The following is an 18,341-nucleotide window of genomic DNA, read 5'->3' as shown; positions in this document are numbered from 1 at the left end:
GAGCATTCAGGTCAGTTTTTCTTTGACAGCGTCATGAGGAAGTGATCGCCCAGAGCGTAGAATGGCCAAATTCTACCGAGCAGCATGTCAATTTTATACAGTTTTTCCCTATGGCTGGAGAATTTTCTGGCATACCGGTCCAGGTCTGACGGAGGAAGTATTACAGGAACGCCAATAACACTTTCCTTTTTAAAAAACGGACTGAATATGGTCTCGAAATCAAGGACGCTGTACGGATAGACGTCTATGCAGAATCTCGAGTTCCCTTCGAGGACTCTGCTCTCTACCCTGCCGGTAATTCTGCCCAGCCTGAGTGTCAAGCCGTAACCAAGGATTTCGGTCAGGCAAAATTTATTATAAATACCGGCAACGAAGCGGCTTTCTTTTTTCAACAGCAGGCCGAGCGCCCGGGGTATTTCAATAAGCGAAGGCTCACAATTCAGTGCACCATATGTGGAATATGCCCCGTCGAAAAACTCTTCTCCGAATTCAGCCGCCAGCTCTTCTATTTGCGATGCCTTCATCTTTCTTGTAATGAGTTGACCACTGAGGCCAGCAGACTTAGATTTGTTTTCAACCACCCTGAGCATTTCAGATGAAATGTCCAGTGCAACAACGTCATGCCCCTCTCTGAGCATCGGCAGCGTTTCCATTCCTGATCCGCACCCTATTTCGAGTAGCGTGTGTGAGTTAGAAAAAATATGCCTCATAAGTTTAAGCGAACGATCTCTCAAAAGCATGTTTATGCTGTTACCGGTAATGTGCCTGTCATAATCATAAGCGACTGAATCGAACTCAGATTCCAGCCATCTGTAGTATAGTTCGTTTTCCGGTATCCTGTTCTGCGCATTGGTGATTTTAATCACCCTTGCTGTTGTCTGAAACCATCTACTGTATTTTTCATCGCCGTATTTAATTCGAAAGCTGTCCATGATTCTCTTTCTCTCAAGGGAATTACCTATGAGCTCTGCTGTTCCTGAACGGATCTCGCCTTTCAGCCTGAAAACAGCACTGCCCTTTCTGAGTACTTCCGATGGCCATCTTGAATTCTGACCTGTTGACATCAAATAGAGATTTTTTCCGTCTTCAAAATATGAAAGCGTGATCCAGCTGTTTCCCGACGACAGCTGAATAGTTTCATTTTCGTCGAATATAATCCCTGGTTTTTTCATACTATCCCTGACTAAGCGTAGATCTAGTGATAAAATGGTTGACTTGTTTATTAAAAGAGCTTAATCTTTCTTCTGTCCAGATAACCCCACTTGAATGGAAAGAGAAAACCTCTCAGCAACTTGAGATAGAACAGGGGAGTGTACAGGATATTCTTCGGTTTTTTGCTGTTCATGTGCATAAGAAGGACAACAAAAAATGAATCTACAAGCTGCCAGGGATTCAGGCCGGCACAGAATCTGATCTGGGCACCCTGCCATTCAGGCCACCGGTTCCAGCTTCGATATATTGAATCGTGTACCATTGCATCGCTTAAATATTTAATTTTCAGCTTTCTTCTTGAAATTGCCTTCTGTATGAAGTAAGTTTCCCTTCCCATAGTATACTCTGGTATATCGACACTTTTGATGAATTCTGATTTAAATAGTGTAAGCCCCAGAGGGAGTCCATAGTGAAACGGATGATTTCTTTCGACTCCTACAACTGCCCCTGTTCTGTAATCACTGAAAAATTTGACCGCGTCTCTGTAAAAGTCGGCATTTGTAACTATTACATCGCTATCAATAAACAGTGTGTATTCAGTGTTTGCCAGAGATGCTCCCAGGGAAGTTGCATATCCAAGTCCCCTGTCCTCAAAATATATTTCCGCACCGTAAGATCTGGCAACAGGGACAGTTCTGTCTGTGCTGTAGTGGTCCACTACTATCAATCTGTTTACGGGCAGAAGCGATCTGATGGATGAAATGCACTTTTGGAGCAATCGATCTGAATTGAATGTTCGTATCACCACGTCAACGGCTGAAATTTTATCGATATCCTTTTCCGTCATAGCCAGAATCTTCTTAACCTGGGAATGCTGCTTTCTCATGCTTATGACTGCTTCAAATACGTAATGATTGATTCATGTATCATGGACTGAAGACTGTCAGTGGGAGGCTGTCATAAATGAAGGTATATTCCGAATATTTTCCGTTGAAATATTTATTTTCTGGAAAGGGTGTTTGCCTCGGCCTGGATACTAAACGATGTTCGTACCTTTTTATTCTTTCAAAACATGGCTTCATTTTCAGGGTCAGACCTGTGGGGGATAAGGTAGTAGAAAACCTGGGATATGAAATAGATATGATTGAAGCTGCAATCCGGCATGATGACAGATATTCACCCTGAACATCAATAATTGAAATACCGACTTAGTGCTTGATTAATGCTGTTGGAGGATGATATTTTTAACCTTCAAGGAAACGGGAAATGAATCTGCCGGAAGGAATGACCTTCCGGAGTTTACTTGTGGGTTCACAAACTTAGATTTTCAAAAACTCTGGACGGGGCGCGAAAAAGTCACCGCTGTTGAACGTGCCATACTGTCTGCTCTTCTCCGAAAAACAGGTAATAGACGTGGACTGGAAGTAGGTACAGGTAACGGGAGACTCTCAGATATTATCTATTCGACTTCCGTTGAATACGTAGGAACAGACATTAATCCGGCATTTTTGAGGAACCTCAGGAAACTGTCTGACTTCCGTAAAGCAAGACTGTTGTCTTCCAACCTCTACTCTCTGCCTTTCAGAGATAACTCTTTTGACACTGTAATAATGATACGCGTGTTCAATTTCCTTTCTAACCCGGTTAAGGCGCTGCGCGAGATGGCACGCGTACTCATCCCTGGCGGATCCTTGATATTCTCATACAGTCCCAGACCATCGATTGCTACACTGACCGATGACATTAAGTTTGTAATCAGGTTTCAGGAAAAGAAGGCGGCGCTGAAAAATTCCTGGAAGCCGATTACATTTTCAAGAAGGGATATTGCGCGACTCGAGCCGGCGGAGATTCCGACTTTCTCTTTCAGTGGTAACTATGTTAATGCGCTTCTGGCGGAAACAAATCTCTCGGAGGTGACATGCTTGTCCTCAGGTCTGGAAGATTACAGACTGACGGAACTCCTTCCTTTGGAATTTTTCTTAAATCTTGCACTCAGTTTCCGAAGAGCGCCTTTGATGCCTACAAGATTTATTCTCGCCTCGAAAGCGCAGGGTAAGGGTAATTTGATACGGAATTTCGATGATATATTCTGCTGCCCCCGATGTAATAATCCGCTTGAACTATGGGATGACACAGTGAATATACAATGCAATACCTGCAGATTTCACACCGAGGGTCGCGAAGGATTTTCTGATCTGAGATACTTTCCGGATACAGATGTCATTACCTGAAAGCAAAAATTCTGTCTTGTCGGTGAGATATTGTTTTCGCATCGTCTTTTTATGCGCCACTTTCCCAGGTTCGTTTACTGCCTGAACGGCGGACTTTAAAAATTTAGAGAGGGATCACTGCAAATGTTTAATTACAGTCAGCGTTGATTGAAATCCTGAAAACAATATGTCGCTTGTTCCTGTTGTCGACGGATCGAAGCTCCTCGCCGATTATGATGGCATTTGCGCTGCCGTACGGAAGAGGAATGCAAAGACTGTCGCGCTCCAGCTCCCCGAAGGATTGAGGGTTTTCGCATCAGAGATTGCCGCGACAATCGAATCGGCGGCAAACGTCCGTGTGATAATCGACTCGGAACCCTGCTTCGGTGCATGCGACATACCTGTTCATCTGTTTGGAATTTCTGATCTTGTTATTCAAATGGGCCACACTGAAATGCCGAGTATAGGTGCAATACCAAAGATGTACTTTGCAAACATTTTTGTCAGCATTGATCCGATTCCTGTGGTGGAGAAGGCTCTCTCTTACCTGAAGGGTATTGTCGGTGTAGTGACCACAGCCCAGCACATGCATTACCTTGATGCTATAATTGCTTACATTAACCGTTCCGGCATACGTGCAGTATATTCGCGCGGTGACAGCAGACTGGGCGGATACGCACAACTGCTTGGATGCGATTACACCTCAGCCCTTGGCATCGAAGACAGCGTGGATTCCTTTCTGTATGTCGGTGACGGTGATTTTCATCCAATTGGACTTGTTATGCTTACTGACAAATCACTTATCTGCGCTAATCCCATGGATGGAACTGTCAGGACAATAGAATCGATTCGCGACTCGATAATGAAACAGCGCCTCCTTGCCGTTGAACGTTCAATGAACGCAAGGTCTTTTGGAATACTGGTAAGCTCGAAGTTAGGTCAGAGGAGGAAACAGCTTGCTGAAAGACTTCTAAAGGAAATTGAGAATTCCGGAAGAAGAGCATCACTGATTCAGACAAACGTCGTGACACCCGAATTGATTGGATCATATGATTTTGATGCCTTCGCCTCTACAGTGTGCCCCAGGGTCGCGATTGATGATTATTCACGATATGCCAAACCCATACTAACGCCTGTTGAAGCGGAAATTGCGATCGGTTTGAAGAAGTTCTCTGAATTCAGATTCGATCAGATACTGTCAGAGCAGTAATCAGGAATCTGCCTTCAGAGGGTTCGGGTTCATCTGCCTCTTTCATCACCCCATATATATTTGTGCAACTGTGGGAGTACCCTTAATTTTAAATCATCTTCAAGTACGCTCTCCACAAGCCACCTGAGATCCTTTCCGCCAACGGGTGTCGCTATGACCTCACAGCGGATGCTGTATTCCAAAAGCAGACGCTTTGCATAATCGTAATCTTTCCTGTCGGCAATTATAAATTTGAGCTGGTCCCACTTCCTTAGTAACGAAATGTTCTCATATCTGTTTCTGTCCACCATGCCCGAACCTGGCAGTTTCAGGTCCATGCTTATTATCAGTTTCTCTGTTAAAGGCATGTGCTCTATGGTGTAGGCACCGCTAGTTTCCAGCAAAACTCTGTAACCTTTTCCGATGAGTGCCGATATCACTTCCAATGAATCTTCCATCTGCATTAGCGGATCACCTCCCGTTAGGCAGACTTCGCTAGTGCCATGCCTATCAGCCTCGCTGATTATATCTTCAACAGACCACTCTGTTCCCTGGCTCTTCAGCAGTGCGTAAGGAGTATCACACCATACGCAGCGCAGGTCGCATCCGGCAGTCCTGATGAAGAGCGTTGGAATTCCTATAAGCAATCCCTCGCCCTGCACTGACTTGAATATTTCATTTATTTTCATATTCGACAGGGTCCTCTATTCCGGCGTCCCTGAATCCCTTCAGCCTCAAAACGCACGAATCGCAAACGCCGCAGGCTCTTTTCCCCCCTTTGTAACAGCTCCAAGTCAACTCGTATGGCGCTCCTTTCGCTTTGCCCAACCTGACAATATCGGATTTTTCCATTTTAATCAGTGGAGCAATCACTTTTATTGCTCTTTTTTCGACACCTACCTTTGTTGCCACAGCAGAGAGCCTGTTGAACTCATCAATGAACTCGGGGCGACAATCCGGATAACCGCTGTAGTCAACCGCATTTACTCCTGTATAGATCAATCTGCAACCTCTGGCTTCAGCCAGACCAAGCGCAATGGAAAGGAAAACAGTATTTCTTGCAGGAACATAGGTGGAGGGTATGCCGGCAGCACCTGCAGCAGGCAAAGGTGTTGAGCTGTCGGTGAGCGCACTTCCCCCTATAAGGGAAAGATCTAGATCAATAATGATGTGTTCTTCAACGCTGTAGTATCTGGCAACTCTCTTAGCCGATTCCAGCTCCTTTGAATGCCTCTGGCCGTAATTTAGAGTAAGGGCCCTGATTGAATATTTTTCCGAGGAGAGGAGTGCAGCCACCGTCGTCGAATCAAGCCCTCCTGAGAGGAGAAGAACAGCATCAGTCACCTTAACCTTTCCTCCCACAATGCCTCCTGTCCCCTTCCTTCCGAAACGATCACCGTGAACGAGTAAATATTTTTTCCGAAGACGCCGATCTTCTTGAGTTCAAATGCAAAGTATCTCGAGAGTTCTTCTGCGCTTACGTTTATCAATGGCAGGATTACCACATCCGATGCCGGAATGACGTATCTCTTGCCGTTAAATTTGACGGTATACTCTTCACCGAACTTCGTTATTTTCATCGACGTACCGTCTGATGGAAGAACCATTTTATGGTCGATACTGTCAACAATCCGGTGGGCAGCTTTCTTCAGCTCAATGAAATCGAGTATTATGCCGTTCCTGTCCGGTTCGCCCTCAATTATCAGGCCCATAGCATAGTTATGACCGTGAAGCCTGCTGCACTTCTCTATCGTGGGCAGAAAGTGGCCCGCCACAAATTTGATTCCTGTTTCCCAGCCATCTATTGAAATTTTCATTCAAAAGCCCTTCGTCCGCATCAAGGTACTAATCAGACTTCCAAAGATTATTTTAAGATATCCGAAGTTTACTGCTTCAGCTCTTCCCAGATCTCTATGAAACTGTCCACTATTGTTCCGGGAGGGGGTTGATAGCTCATAAGCAGTTTTACGATTTTGTTCTCGTCCCTGATCCTGTATCCTCTTTCCACCCCAGAGGCTATCTTTTCCACAACGCCTCTTCTGGCGAGTTTATTGAGGTGATGTGAAAGCGTTGACGCAGAAACATTCATCAAGGGAAGCATGTCTTTATGCTGTCCTTTCCCGTTTTTCAGCAGGTAAAGAACGATCTGTAGCGGTATTTTCTGTCTCATGAGTCCCATTATTCTCTTTTCGTCGGATGAAAGAGTGTCTGTCCTTTTCTCTGAGCCGATAGGATCCCGCGGATAATAACGCCTGTACTGGCCATCTGTTATTGCTGTCACAATTCCGTATCTTTCCATAAAGTTGAGGTGATATTCTATCAGCGGAACACTCTCATTCAGTTGCCGGGAAAGCTCTCTGAGATGGAGGCCTGGAAAACGACAGACTTCGTCGTAGATTTTTCTCCTTGTCTCCAGTTCCAGGACATCATCGTCCATCAGGCAACACTCCTACTTCTTCAGAGTTGCTGCAAAAATGAGCAACAGTATGCCTATATCCATCACACCGACGATGATGAAAAATGCAGAGAGAGCAAAATACTGGTCAAACAGCTGATATGTGAAAACGATGCCCTCAATGAAGAACAGGAAGAAGGCTGCAGAAACAATCCCGATTCTTGAATTGCGGCTGCGTCTGTATGCAATCACCGATATGAGAAAAAGGACGAGCGCTATTGCTGTAACCCATGCTGCGACGAAATTCTGCAAAGTGACGAGGCTCAGAATGGACATTCAGACACATTCTGCCGCTCTTAGCGTCTCCGTCTGTAAAGGGAGGATGAAGCCACAAGGACGACAGCGAGTGTCAACGCGATTCCGTATATTATTATGTTCCCGGCAGCTTTGACTGCTGTAGATATGGCACCTGAAAGGGACTGGGGGGAAATGGCAATCACCGGGTCATGAACTATTTTCAACGCGGCAGGATATGTAAGTGTAAGTTCCTCCCCGTTAAACTGGTAGCTTACTCTGCTTTTGTTCCAGTTATTGCCTAAGCTGTTGGTTGTGAACGCACTGTTGTTCCATGCAAAATAGCCAGTGCTGTTGCCCTGGCCAAAATTCAGCTGTATATCGGACTGCGATGTTGAAAGATAGGGTGTCGCGTATGGCGAACTCACACTCATCACTATGGAAATGTTGCCCTGTGGCTGGCTGATAGGTGTCTGCAGCGGTGATATCGACATTACCTTTGAGAGATTTGTAGTCAGTATTACAAAAGAGATCTTGACCTCATTCGGGAAAAGTTCAAACGGACTGTTTGTTACAGGAGAGATTACCTGCACCGGCTTTCCGTTCACCTGAACAACCATCATGAAAATTGCGCCATTTCCTGAAGCGAGTATGCCAAAAACTTTTTCGCTGGCATTAACCGGCGCATACTGGCCAAGCATTGAATTGCCCATCATCGAGAATCCTGAGTCCTCAAATGATATGAGTGTAGTGTTGCTGCCGGAGGAATCGGTGTATACCAGCTTATGAAGGCTTATAGAAAACTCAAGAGATATGTTCTGCTGGGAGGACTCGTTTGTGAATGTCATCAGAAGTGTATTTCCCGCAAACTGAAGCTCGAACTCATTTCCTGGCTGCCCCTGGACCTTCGACAGTATTTGAAAATATCCGTCATTTGATGTGTCAACCGACACCTCCCTGTCTTTCTGCCCATTGTCTCCAAGGGCAAGTGACGAGGCAAGGACTGGCATGAGTAGCAGTGCTGCAAGTGCTATGGTAGCTATCTTGAGGAAGCGATGACCTTCCATATGGCTAAAAAAGCCTATCATGGGTATAAAACTCTTCTTTTACATATTTCGAAATTATTCCCGGACTTCCAATTACGATTTGATAAGATTCTTGCAGGAAGTGTCCCCCTTTCCGATACAGGAAATCAGCTCAACCTCTGCCGGTCCTATCGGTTCCTTGACAAAGGAACTGTCACACTCGTTGCACAGCACACCGGAATAAAGTTTCGCTGTCTTATTGAAAATGCAGTTGTGCCTGACGACAAAGATCTTGTCACCGTCCTTCTCTACCGTAGCCATGAACCCAAGTTTGTTCAGAAATGAAACAACGCTCTTTATGCGCATTTCTGTCGTCAATAAATCAGTACTTTCAACACTGTCTTTGAACTCCCTGACAACGTCCGATATAAGCTGGCTCAAAAGGATGTCGCCTCCTTTCTCATGGATTTTCTTGATGAGAAGATTGAGGAGAATATCATAGTGCTTGGGCAGCAGTTCGATTCCGGAAGTTGTCAGGCTGTATATTTTTCTGGGCCTGCCGACACCAAGATTGACGAACTTTGAGGTAACCAGCCCCATTCTCTCAAGGACATCGATGTGCTCCCTCACAGCTGTCGTGTTGATATTAAGCTGCCTTGCCAGCTCCTGCCCTGACCGCTCACCTGCACCAAGTAGAGTGATAATCTTTGTTTTTGATTCGCCAAGAAGGGATATATCATTGTCCATACTGACCTGATATCATACCACTCTGTTCATATATTAAATTTATGCAGTTTAGACACTAAGATATGTTTAAATACGATGGGTCTTATCGAATAATGCGAATAATGTATCACCCGCTTTAACTGAGGTATGAAGAATGACATCGGAACTCGAAATCAGGGAACTGAAGGTAAACATAGAAGGAAAACAGATACTCAAGGGAATAAATCTTACTGTCAGGCAGGGAGAGATACATGCAATAATGGGCCCTAACGGCTCCGGCAAAAGTACGATGAGCTATGCCCTGATGGGTCACCCTAAGTATCAGATTGCCGGCGGTCAGATTTTGCTCGATGGGCAGGACATCCTGGCGATGACATCGGACAAGAGGGCAAGGGCTGGACTTTTTCTGGGTTTTCAGTACCCAGTAGAGGTCCCCGGCGTACGCCTGGGTAATTTTCTGAGGATAGCTTATAACAGTGCTCATCCTGCAAATCCGCTGAGTCCGACAAAATTCTTCAGACTTCTCAAAGAGAAGGTAAATCAGCTAGGCATTGACGAAAACTTCATCGGCAGGTCGCTAAATGAGGGTTTCTCCGGAGGAGAAAAAAAGAGGGCTGAGGTTCTGCAGATGGCAATCCTACAGCCAAAGTTTGGCATACTCGATGAGACGGACAGCGGGCTGGACATCGATTCACTCAGGATTGTTGCATCGGCAATCAATTCAATGGCAGGACCGGACATCGGTCTGATACTCGTTACCCATTACCAGCGCCTCCTTCAGTACATAACGCCGGATTTCGTGCATGTGGTTGTTGACGGTCGCGTCGTCAAGAGCGGCGGGAAAGAACTTGCAAAGGAACTTGAGGAAAAGGGTTATGACTGGCTCAAAGAACCGGAAATAACCAACTGAACGGAGTGTAAAGATGGCATTTGACATTTACCAGGAAGAGATAATTGAACATTACAAGAGCCCCCACAACAAGAAGCAGATAGAAAAGCCGGACTTGTTCAGCCATGGCAATAATCCGGTTTGCGGGGACGATATCACTATTTATGTCAAGGTGGAGAACGGTGCTATCAGTGATATTGCATTCGACGGCAGAGGGTGTGCGATAAGCCAGGCATCCGCATCAATGCTTACGGACCATGTTAAGGGGATGAGCCTTGAGGATGTCGGTAGGATGTCCCCTGAATTTGTCAGGGAGATGCTTCACATTCCGCTGAGCGCTGTCAGAATGAAGTGCGCGACACTGTCTCTCAAGACACTGCAGGAAGCCATAGCCACACGGGTAGGTGCGCAGCAATGATATGCAACGATCTCAGACTGGAATACGGCGAAAACATTCTTTCCAGAATCGGAAATACTCCCCTTATAAAGCTTGAACGAATGTTTTCAGGTTCAAGCGCTACAAGCGTTTTTGCAAAGGCAGAATGGTTCAATCCGGGAGGCAGCGTGAAGGACAGGGCAGCATGCGCTATCATTGAGGACGCTGTGAAGAGCGGCAGCCTGACGGAGGAAAAGATTCTCCTTGACGCTTCGTCAGGCAATACAGGCATCGCATACTCGATGATATGTGCTGTCAGGGGATTCAGGTCAGCCATTGTAGTCCCGGGAAATGTCGGCAAGGAAAAACTTGAAATGCTGAGAGCATACGGATCCGAGGTGATACTCAGCGATCCAATGGAAGGAACGGATGGGGCTCAGCGGCTTGCGAAAAAGATGTATTCAGAAAATCCCGAACTCTATTATTATGCAGACCAGTATAACAACAGGAACAACTGGCTTGCACATTACAGGGGTACAGGGCAGGAAATAATCAGGCAGACAGGAGGGCATGTCGATTATTTTGTCGCTGGCTTGGGAACCGGAGGCACCTTTACCGGAACGAGCAGGATTCTCAAAGAGCGCATCCCTGGTGTAAAGACAATAGCGGTGGAACCGGACAGCCCTCTCCATGGAATAGAGGGTCTGAAGAGAATGGACTCGTCGATTAAACCGGGTATTTATGATGAAAGACTTGCAGACGAGCATATTTTCGTCAGAACAGAAGACGCGCAGAAAACAGTTATTGAGGCAGCAAGGAAGGAAGGACTCCTGATTGGTGTCAGTTCCGGAGCCGTCCTTAAGGCATGCATGGAACTGTCCGAGAGGGAAGGGCCGAGCAGCATTGTTACAATCTTTCCCGACAGCGGTCAGCGCTATCTGGCCGAGAGATTCTGGGAGGCGAGTTTATGAAAGTCAGGGTAATGATACCAACACCGCTCAGGCAGTACGTCGGAAACTCCGAATCAGTGGAGGTCGAGGGGTCAAATGTTGATGAAGTGCTGCAGAAGCTGGCAGGATCTAGCCCGCAGCTCAGGCATCACATTTTTGACGAAAACGGAAAGATGCGGAATTTCGTCAACGTGTATCTCAATGAAGAGGACATACGTTATCTGGAAAGAGGCAGGACGTCCGTCAAGGAAGGAGACATCGTTTCAATAATCCCCTCGATCGCGGGCGGCTCGAGCAGCGTGGCGAGCGAATTTACATATGAAGATATACAGCGATACAGCAGACACCTGCTTCTGCCGGAAGTAGGACTCGAAGGTCAGCTAAAACTGAAACGGGCTAAGGTTCTTGTTATAGGAGCTGGCGGCTTGGGTTCCCCGCTGCTGCTTTATCTCGCTGCGGCCGGCGTCGGAACACTGGGAATAGTGGATTTCGACACGGTTGATTTCAGCAATCTGCAGAGGCAGATTATTCATTCCCAGAAGGACGTCGGAAGAAAGAAGATTGACTCTGCCGAAGAGAAGATCAAGGGAATAAACCCAGGCATTAAAGTTGTGAAGCATGAGGTTCAGCTTAATTCACTGAATGCCATAGACATAATAGGCAAATACGACATCGTTATTGATGGAACCGATAATTTTCCAACCCGCTATCTCGTAAATGACGCATGTGTTCTGCTGGGAAAGCCAAATGTATACGGTTCAATTTACAGGTTTGAGGGGCAGGTATCTGTTTTTGATGCAAAGCAGGGGCCTTGCTACAGGTGCCTTTACGAAAGTCCACCGCCCCCGGGTCTCGTTCCGTCATGCGCAGAAGGCGGAGTTGTCGGCGTCCTTCCGGGGACCATCGGGACACTCCAAGCCATGGAGGCAATAAAACTCATACTGGGTGAAGGGGAACCTCTCATTGGCCGGCTTCTCCTGTTCGACGCAATGAAGATGCGCTTCAAGGAGCTCAAGCTCAGAAAAAATCCAGGCTGCCCCGTGTGCGGCGAAAATCCGACCATCAGAGAACTCATCGATTATGAACAATTCTGCGGTATTAGGCACGACGAACAGAACGAGCAGGACAGTATTTCCCCCGAAGAGCTGAGCAGAAGGATGAGGGAAGGAGAGCATATTGTGCTTGTCGATGTCAGGGAGCCGCAGGAATGGGAGATATGCCGCATCGAAGGGTCTAGACTGATTCCACTCAACGATATACCCACAAGGGTCAGCGAGCTTAGCACGGCCGATGAGATTGTTCTGTACTGCAAGGTGGGGCAGAGAAGTGCATATGCACTGAACTTCATGAAGGATATAGGGTTCCGAAAGGTAAAGAACTTGAAGGGAGGGATTAACGCATGGGCGGAGAAGGTGGACCCTGCGATGCCGCGTTATTAGGATCACTGTTTCAATTGTGTGACGATGAATGCTGAGGAGAAGAGATAAAATGGTAATAAATGAACAGGGAATGGATCGTGACTACAGCAGATACGGCTTCCATGATGAGGACGCAAAGTACGTATTTCAGACGCAGAAGGGCCTTAACAGAGAGGTAGTGGAGGCCATCTCCAGATTTAAAAAGGAACCTGAATGGATGAAAAATTTCAGGCTCAGATCTCTTGACATTTTCTACAAGAAACCGCTACCCCCCTGGGGCGAGGATCTAAAGGAGATTGATTTCAACGACATCTACTACTACATGGCACCGTCAGGGAAGAACAGTGACAGCTGGGACGACGTGCCCGACTATGTGAAGAGGACATTCGACAAGCTGGGAATACCCGAAGCTGAAAAGAAGTTTCTTGGCGGCGTCGGCGCTCAATATGACAGCGAAGTCGTCTATCACAAGATCAGGGAGGATTTAAGCAAGAAGGGCGTCATTTTTCTGGGCACGGACGAAGGACTCAGGGAATACCCGGAAATATTCAGAGAACATTTCGGAACGATAATACCGCCTGAGGATAATAAATTTGCAGCGCTGAACAGCGCAGTCTGGAGTGGAGGCAGTTTCATATATGTCCCTGAAGGAGTGGAAGTTGATATACCGCTGCAGGCATATTTCAGGATAAACGCGAAGAGCGTCGGTCAGTTTGAAAGAACGCTCATTATTGCGGAGAAGAACAGCCGGGTGCACTACATAGAGGGATGCACTGCGCCTGTATATTCCAAGGACTCGCTGCATTCTGCAGTTGTGGAGATCATAGCAAAGAAGGGTGCCTATGTACGCTACACAACGATACAGAACTGGTCCAACAACGTATATAATCTGGTGACAAAGAGGGCATTCGCACATGAGGATGCCACCGTGGAATGGATTGACGGTAACCTCGGGTCAAAACTTACGATGAAATATCCGTCTGTCTACCTTCTCGGCCCGAGGGCCAAGGGGGAAGTGATATCAGTCGCATTTGCAGGCAGGGATCAGCACCAGGATGCGGGCGCGAAGATACTGCATTTTGCACCTGAGACAACTTCAAGAATAACATCTAAGAGCGTCAGCAAGGACGGAGGAAGAACAACCTACCGCGGTCTCCTTCATATAGAGAAGGGCTCTACAAATGCAAAGAGCAGCGTAAGATGCGATGCACTCCTGCTTGATGAGAAGTCCAGGACAGATACCTACCCGTACAACACCATCAATGAGGAGACGGCTTCGACAACACATGAAGCAACCGTCGGAAAGATCAGCGAAGAGCAACTCTTCTATCTCATGTCAAGGGGGCTGAGCGAAGCAGATGCGCTTAATATGATTGTCATGGGATTCCTCGATGTGTTTTCAAAGGAGCTACCGATGGAATATGCTGTTGAGCTCAACAGGCTAATACAGCTTGAGATGACGGGATCAGTCGGGTGAATAACTCCCGCGGGTGAATCGTGCATGACCACAATCACACAGAATATACTGCAGACGGGAGAGGCGGATCTTCCCTCTCTGGCACATGAACCGGGCTGGCTATCAAACTACAGGAAGGAGGCAATTTCCGTATTCCGGAGTTCCAGAGCCGAGCCCAATCCGCTTTACACCAAATATGAGCAGCTGACAAAATTTGATCCGTCAGGCATTTCGCTCGCCCGCAATCCTGAACTTTCAGACAGGATCCCGGACAGATATGCCGAGATGGGTGACAGCAGCCTGTTCATGCTTCACTCAGGGGGTTCCGTCTTCAAAACAGGTTCAGTTCCTAACGGAGTAATATTCGAGGAACTTGGTGAAGCAGCCAGAAAATATCCTGATATTTTTGAGCGATATTTTAAGAGTAAGGGTCTGAGACCTCAGGACGACATATATGTGGCACTGAACAATTCGCTTTTCACCTCCGGCTTTTTCCTGAAGGTGGAAAAGAATACAGTACTTGACACTCCTGTTCACATAGTGCACATAGAGGATTCCCCCGGCAAAGCCCAGTTTCAGCAGAACATTATAATGATGAACGAGGGAAGCAGTGCAAACGTAACAGAGGAAATACTTTCGGTCGAAAATTTCAATGAAAAGTCGCTTTTCTCCACGGTGACCGATGTCATACTGTCCCAGGGAGCAGTGCTGCATCACGCATCTCTTGAAAATTTGTCTGCGGGCTCGATTTTCCTGAGCAATAAACGCGCTGTTGCGGGCAGAGACAGCAGAATACACTGGGTTTCAAGCTATATGGGAGCGGATATAACCAGGGCAAGGGCAGACACAGATTTTGCCGGCCAGGGAGCTTCAACGGAAGACTATGAAATACTGTTCGGCAACGGGAGCCAGAAGTTTGACGTCGTTACCGATCTGCATCACAATGTCGAATCAACGAGCGGAAGAATAACTGTCAGAAGTGTCCTGAAGGGAAAATCGCGAGCCCTGCTAAGGGGCATGATACGTATCGGCGAGAAGGCGGGCAATACAAGCGCCTATCTTGCCGAGCACGGAATGCTTCTCAGCAAAGATGCAAAATGCGATGCCATTCCCGGTCTGGAGATACTCACAAACGGTGTCAAGGCGACCCATTCGGCATCTGTTTCGCAGATGGACGAACAGCAGTTATATTATCTTCAGACAAGAGGTCTTGACAGAAATGAAGCTGAAAAGCTGCTTGTCCTTGGATTCTTTGATCCTGTAATCTCAAGGATACCCATCGACACTGTCAGGGACAAGATGCGATTTCAGATCGAGGACAAGTGGAACAATGTCATCTCCCTCCAGGCTTCCAGGCATCTTGATGAGCTGGAGTTTGAGAAGTATGTGAAGGACCAGATCAAGGGACCCGGAGAAAGCATATTCGAGGGCCACTACAAGTACAGGTGATTTACCGATGCCGTTTAAGCGCACTCTCTCTTTAAAGGATATGGATTCGGCGAAGATAATGAAGGTAGAGCTTGACGGCAACGATATAATGATAATTCGTCTGGGGGACAATTATCATGCTCTGGATGCTACCTGCACACATGAGGATGCAGACCTGTCAAGGGGTATACTTATGGGCAACGCAGTTGTATGCCCGCTTCACCTGTCTCGCTTCAATCTGGAAACAGGGGCAGTGGAAAGTCCTCCTGCGACGGAGCCGCTGAAAAAATATAATGTCAAGATTGAAGACGGGTATATCTATGTTGAAGTTTGAGGCTTTATCATGAAGCTCCCGGAAACACTTGGAGACGTGTCCCCTCTGATTGGTGATTTTCCTATATTCTCCGAAAGAAGGGAGAAGCTCATCTACCTGGACAGTGCCGCAACGAGCCAGAGGCCATTTCAGGTGATAGATGCGGTAAGTTCATTCGAAAGAATGCATAATGCGAATGTCCATAGGGGAATTTATCCGCTCGGGGAAGAAGCGACTGAGTTCTATGAAAATGCAAGAGGCAAGGTTGCCGGCTTCCTCCATGCAGGCTCTCCTGATGAAATAATCTTTCTTCGTGGAACGACTGAAGCGATAAACGTACTGGCATTGAGTCTTGGCATATGGAAACTCAAGCCGGGTGATGAAGTCCTCACGACCGTCATGGAGCATCATTCAAACGTTGTGCCATGGCAGATGCTCGCATGGAGGGGAATAAGGCTGAAGTTCGCGGATATTGACAGTGAGGGGCGCCTTGATATGGAGGATTTCAGGGCAAAGCTCACAGATAGGACGAAAGTAGTCTCGGTTGCACAGGTATCGAATGTTCTCGGAACCGTGAATCCTGTCAGAGAAATAGCCGATCTCGCTCATGATAATTCCTCTTTACTTATTGTAGACGGAGCGCAGTCTGCACCTCACATGCCAGTGGATGTAGAAAAACTGGACTGTGATTTTTTTGCGCTGTCCGGTCATAAAATGCTCGCACCAACCGGGATTGGCGCCCTATACGGGAAGTCGGAGCATCTCAGGGCAATTGAACCAGCCTTTGGCGGAGGTGAAATGATAAGCGAAGTACATCAGAACAGCTGCAGCTGGAATGTCCCGCCATATAAGTTTGAGGCCGGAACCCCTAATATCAGCGGTGCCGTCGGGCTCGGTGCCGCAGTGGACTATCTCAACTCCATTGGAATGGAAAATGTGGAGAAATACGACAAACTGTTGCTTTCTTATGCGCTGTCTAGACTCTCTGAAAGAAACGACATCGAAATTTACGGTCCGAAGGATGTCGAGGAGAGGAGCGGTGTCATAGCGTTCAACATCAATGGCATTCATGGTCATGACACAGCAGAGATACTTGGCAGACAGGGGGTATCCATCCGCTCCGGCCATCACTGCGCTCAGCCGCTGATGGACAGGCTCAATATATCTTCTGCCTCCCGTGCATCATTCTATCTTTACAATGGCAGGAAAGACATAGACGCCCTTGCAGAAGCACTCGACACGGTCAGAAAAGTTTTTGCATGATAGTGCATCCACCTTTACATGGGGGATAGATGATGACGCTCCGCATCAGGCAAAATCTTCTGGAAGAGGTATATGCACATGCGGTCCAGACATATCCCGAGGAGTGCTGCGGGTTCCTTTTAGGCAGAGGGGATCAGGACAGAATAATTTCTGCAACTCTTCCGGCAAAAAACTCATCGCATAATTCACGGAAAACCAGGTATGTAATAGATCCGGCGGAGATTATGAAATGCGAAAGGGACGCAAATGCAAAAGGTCTCAGTATTCTCGGCTATTACCATTCACATCCGGATCATCCGGCTGTTCCGTCGGAATTTGACAGGAAAAATGCGTGGCCTTCTTATTCATACCTTATAGTCAGTGTCATGCTCGGCAGCATAGCAGGAGTACGTTCCTGGCGCCTCTCCGAAGATGCTGCAAAATTCGTTAATGAGACTGTGGAGAATGAAGCCTGAAACTCAGTGGAACAGATATACCGAACTGCCCTTGTTCTTTCTCCTGTTTCGTCTTCTCCATATGATAAAAGAAAGTATTAGCAGCAGCACAATTATTGAAATAATCACCCCATCAAGCGGCGTAAGAGCAATAACAGATGCAACAGCATAGCCGGAATGATCAGAGCCTGGGCGCCTGCCATTTGCGGACCAGTACGTTGAAACAGACAATTTACTTCCCCTTCTTTGCCTCCACTCCGTAGTGGTACTTTCCGATCTGGAAGATCTTCTCGACCGTGAAACGTGATGAAGTGAGTATTTTTTCGGAGTCTTCCTGCGAAAGCCTTTCAGGAAGCGGAGGACCTATCGGCGACTTAATCTTTTCCCACTCAACCAGGGCTACTTTTCCGCCTTGCCTGAGTATTCTATGAACCTCCTTGAGAGTGCCCTCCCCCTCAAACTCATGAAGACTGGTCACTATTAGAGCTATATCTACAGAGTTATTGTCCAGCGGTATGTGATTTTCCCTGGAAATAAGGAATGAGACGTTTGAAAGATTTTTCTCCTCGGCGAGTCTCTTTGCCATATTTATGAACGGTTCCTGAATGTCAATCGCCATGACTTTGCCTTTCGAGCCAACACGCTCTGAAGCTGCCTGAAGAAACGCTCCCGGCCCGCAACCTATATCGGCAATTGTATTTCCGCTGCGGACACCGAATGAATCAAGGACGGATACAGGATCAATCAGCTTCAGCCTTTCCTCGCTCAACAGCGTGTCCCCTATTCCGACGGGGAATTTTCTCTTTCTCTTGCTGGACAAAAA

The 18,341-nt window shown here is 47.0% G+C and carries 23 protein-coding genes; 12 read left to right on the top strand and 11 right to left on the bottom strand.

Features of this window, described 5'->3' with window-relative positions; all coding sequences use genetic code 11:
* Positions 1 to 11: 11 nt before the first annotated feature.
* On the bottom strand, positions 12 to 1,172 hold the full coding sequence (locus tag KIS29_01195) for a methyltransferase domain-containing protein (GenBank protein ID MBX8638939.1): 1,161 nt from the start codon (positions 1,170 to 1,172) through the stop codon (positions 12 to 14).
* 50 nt (positions 1,173 to 1,222) lie between these two features.
* Positions 1,223 to 2,038, bottom strand: a complete 816-nt coding sequence (locus KIS29_01190) for a glycosyltransferase family 2 protein (protein MBX8638938.1) — start codon at positions 2,036 to 2,038, stop codon at positions 1,223 to 1,225.
* 77 nt (positions 2,039 to 2,115) lie between these two features.
* On the opposite strand from KIS29_01190, the gene KIS29_01185 reads away from it, so the two are divergent.
* From KIS29_01185 to dph2, 3 genes are all read left to right on the top strand, one after another.
* Positions 2,116 to 2,337 carry a hypothetical protein gene (locus tag KIS29_01185; protein MBX8638937.1) on the top strand — a complete coding sequence of 74 codons (222 nt, stop codon included), beginning with the start codon at positions 2,116 to 2,118 and terminating at the stop codon, positions 2,335 to 2,337.
* Positions 2,338 to 2,387: 50 nt separating this feature from the next.
* Positions 2,388 to 3,383: a methyltransferase domain-containing protein gene (locus KIS29_01180; GenBank protein ID MBX8638936.1), complete on the top strand. Its 996-nt coding sequence runs from the start codon at positions 2,388 to 2,390 to the stop codon at positions 3,381 to 3,383.
* 166 nt (positions 3,384 to 3,549) lie between these two features.
* On the top strand, positions 3,550 to 4,572 hold the full coding sequence (gene dph2 / locus KIS29_01175; GenBank protein ID MBX8638935.1) for a diphthamide biosynthesis enzyme Dph2: 1,023 nt from the start codon (positions 3,550 to 3,552) through the stop codon (positions 4,570 to 4,572).
* A gap of 29 nt (positions 4,573 to 4,601) precedes the next feature.
* On the opposite strand, the gene KIS29_01170 is transcribed toward dph2, so the two are convergent.
* The 7 genes from KIS29_01170 to KIS29_01140 form a co-directional block, all read right to left on the bottom strand.
* Complete coding sequence (locus KIS29_01170) at positions 4,602 to 5,240, bottom strand: radical SAM protein (GenBank protein ID MBX8638934.1); 639 nt, start codon at positions 5,238 to 5,240, stop codon at positions 4,602 to 4,604.
* Complete coding sequence (queC, locus tag KIS29_01165; protein ID MBX8638933.1) at positions 5,227 to 5,895, bottom strand: 7-cyano-7-deazaguanine synthase QueC; 669 nt, start codon at positions 5,893 to 5,895, stop codon at positions 5,227 to 5,229. The genes KIS29_01170 and queC overlap by 14 nt, the downstream gene beginning before the upstream one ends.
* Entirely contained in the window at positions 5,892 to 6,368 is a 477-nt protein-coding gene (locus KIS29_01160; GenBank protein MBX8638932.1) for a 6-carboxytetrahydropterin synthase, read from the bottom strand. Before KIS29_01160 ends, queC begins: the two co-directional genes overlap by 4 nt.
* Positions 6,369 to 6,436: 68 nt before the next feature.
* Complete coding sequence (locus tag KIS29_01155; protein ID MBX8638931.1) at positions 6,437 to 6,988, bottom strand: ArsR family transcriptional regulator; 552 nt, start codon at positions 6,986 to 6,988, stop codon at positions 6,437 to 6,439.
* Positions 6,989 to 7,000: 12 nt separating this feature from the next.
* Positions 7,001 to 7,282, bottom strand: coding sequence for a hypothetical protein (locus KIS29_01150; GenBank protein MBX8638930.1), 282 nt, complete (start codon positions 7,280 to 7,282; stop codon positions 7,001 to 7,003).
* Positions 7,283 to 7,302: 20 nt separating this feature from the next.
* Positions 7,303 to 8,307, bottom strand: coding sequence for a hypothetical protein (locus tag KIS29_01145; protein MBX8638929.1), 1,005 nt, complete (start codon positions 8,305 to 8,307; stop codon positions 7,303 to 7,305).
* A gap of 72 nt (positions 8,308 to 8,379) precedes the next feature.
* Positions 8,380 to 9,012 carry an HTH domain-containing protein gene (locus tag KIS29_01140; protein ID MBX8638928.1) on the bottom strand — a complete coding sequence of 211 codons (633 nt, stop codon included), beginning with the start codon at positions 9,010 to 9,012 and terminating at the stop codon, positions 8,380 to 8,382.
* 133 nt (positions 9,013 to 9,145) lie between these two features.
* On the opposite strand from KIS29_01140, the gene sufC reads away from it, so the two are divergent.
* From sufC to KIS29_01095, 9 genes are read left to right on the top strand one after another with little or no spacing between them, the layout of a single operon-like run.
* Positions 9,146 to 9,901: a Fe-S cluster assembly ATPase SufC gene (gene sufC / locus KIS29_01135; GenBank protein MBX8638927.1), complete on the top strand. Its 756-nt coding sequence runs from the start codon at positions 9,146 to 9,148 to the stop codon at positions 9,899 to 9,901.
* Positions 9,902 to 9,914: 13 nt separating this feature from the next.
* The gene (locus tag KIS29_01130) at positions 9,915 to 10,298 is read left to right on the top strand and encodes an SUF system NifU family Fe-S cluster assembly protein (protein ID MBX8638926.1); all 384 of its coding nucleotides are present in this window, start codon (positions 9,915 to 9,917) and stop codon (positions 10,296 to 10,298) included.
* Entirely contained in the window at positions 10,295 to 11,227 is a 933-nt protein-coding gene (locus KIS29_01125) for a cysteine synthase family protein (GenBank protein MBX8638925.1), read from the top strand. The genes KIS29_01130 and KIS29_01125 overlap by 4 nt, the downstream gene beginning before the upstream one ends.
* The gene (gene moeB / locus KIS29_01120) at positions 11,224 to 12,645 is read left to right on the top strand and encodes a molybdopterin-synthase adenylyltransferase MoeB (protein ID MBX8638924.1); all 1,422 of its coding nucleotides are present in this window, start codon (positions 11,224 to 11,226) and stop codon (positions 12,643 to 12,645) included. The genes KIS29_01125 and moeB overlap by 4 nt, the downstream gene beginning before the upstream one ends.
* 49 nt (positions 12,646 to 12,694) lie before the next feature.
* Positions 12,695 to 14,101 (top strand): Fe-S cluster assembly protein SufB, encoded by a 1,407-nt coding sequence (gene sufB / locus KIS29_01115; protein MBX8638923.1) that lies wholly within the window; start codon positions 12,695 to 12,697, stop codon positions 14,099 to 14,101.
* Positions 14,102 to 14,125: 24 nt separating this feature from the next.
* The gene (gene sufD / locus KIS29_01110) at positions 14,126 to 15,529 is read left to right on the top strand and encodes a Fe-S cluster assembly protein SufD (GenBank protein ID MBX8638922.1); all 1,404 of its coding nucleotides are present in this window, start codon (positions 14,126 to 14,128) and stop codon (positions 15,527 to 15,529) included.
* Between the two features lie 7 nt (positions 15,530 to 15,536).
* Positions 15,537 to 15,842: a non-heme iron oxygenase ferredoxin subunit gene (locus KIS29_01105; protein ID MBX8638921.1), complete on the top strand. Its 306-nt coding sequence runs from the start codon at positions 15,537 to 15,539 to the stop codon at positions 15,840 to 15,842.
* Positions 15,843 to 15,851: 9 nt separating this feature from the next.
* Positions 15,852 to 17,084, top strand: a complete 1,233-nt coding sequence (locus KIS29_01100) for a cysteine desulfurase (protein ID MBX8638920.1) — start codon at positions 15,852 to 15,854, stop codon at positions 17,082 to 17,084.
* Between the two features lie 29 nt (positions 17,085 to 17,113).
* A complete protein-coding gene (locus KIS29_01095; GenBank protein ID MBX8638919.1) occupies positions 17,114 to 17,539 on the top strand; it encodes a M67 family metallopeptidase in 426 nt (141 codons plus the stop codon).
* Between the two features lie 3 nt (positions 17,540 to 17,542).
* Here the strand turns inward: KIS29_01095 and KIS29_01090 are convergent, their stop codons facing one another.
* Both KIS29_01090 and KIS29_01085 read right to left on the bottom strand, forming a co-directional pair.
* Entirely contained in the window at positions 17,543 to 17,749 is a 207-nt protein-coding gene (locus tag KIS29_01090) for a hypothetical protein (GenBank protein MBX8638918.1), read from the bottom strand.
* A gap of 1 nt (position 17,750) precedes the next feature.
* Positions 17,751 to 18,338, bottom strand: coding sequence for a methyltransferase domain-containing protein (locus tag KIS29_01085; GenBank protein ID MBX8638917.1), 588 nt, complete (start codon positions 18,336 to 18,338; stop codon positions 17,751 to 17,753).
* Between the last annotated feature and the right edge of the window lie 3 nt (positions 18,339 to 18,341).

It is taken from the genome of Candidatus Sysuiplasma jiujiangense, from assembly GCA_019721075.1.
Lineage (GTDB): Archaea > Thermoplasmatota > Thermoplasmata > Sysuiplasmatales > Sysuiplasmataceae > Sysuiplasma > Sysuiplasma jiujiangense.
This window is presented reverse-complemented; position numbering and strand designations above follow the sequence as displayed.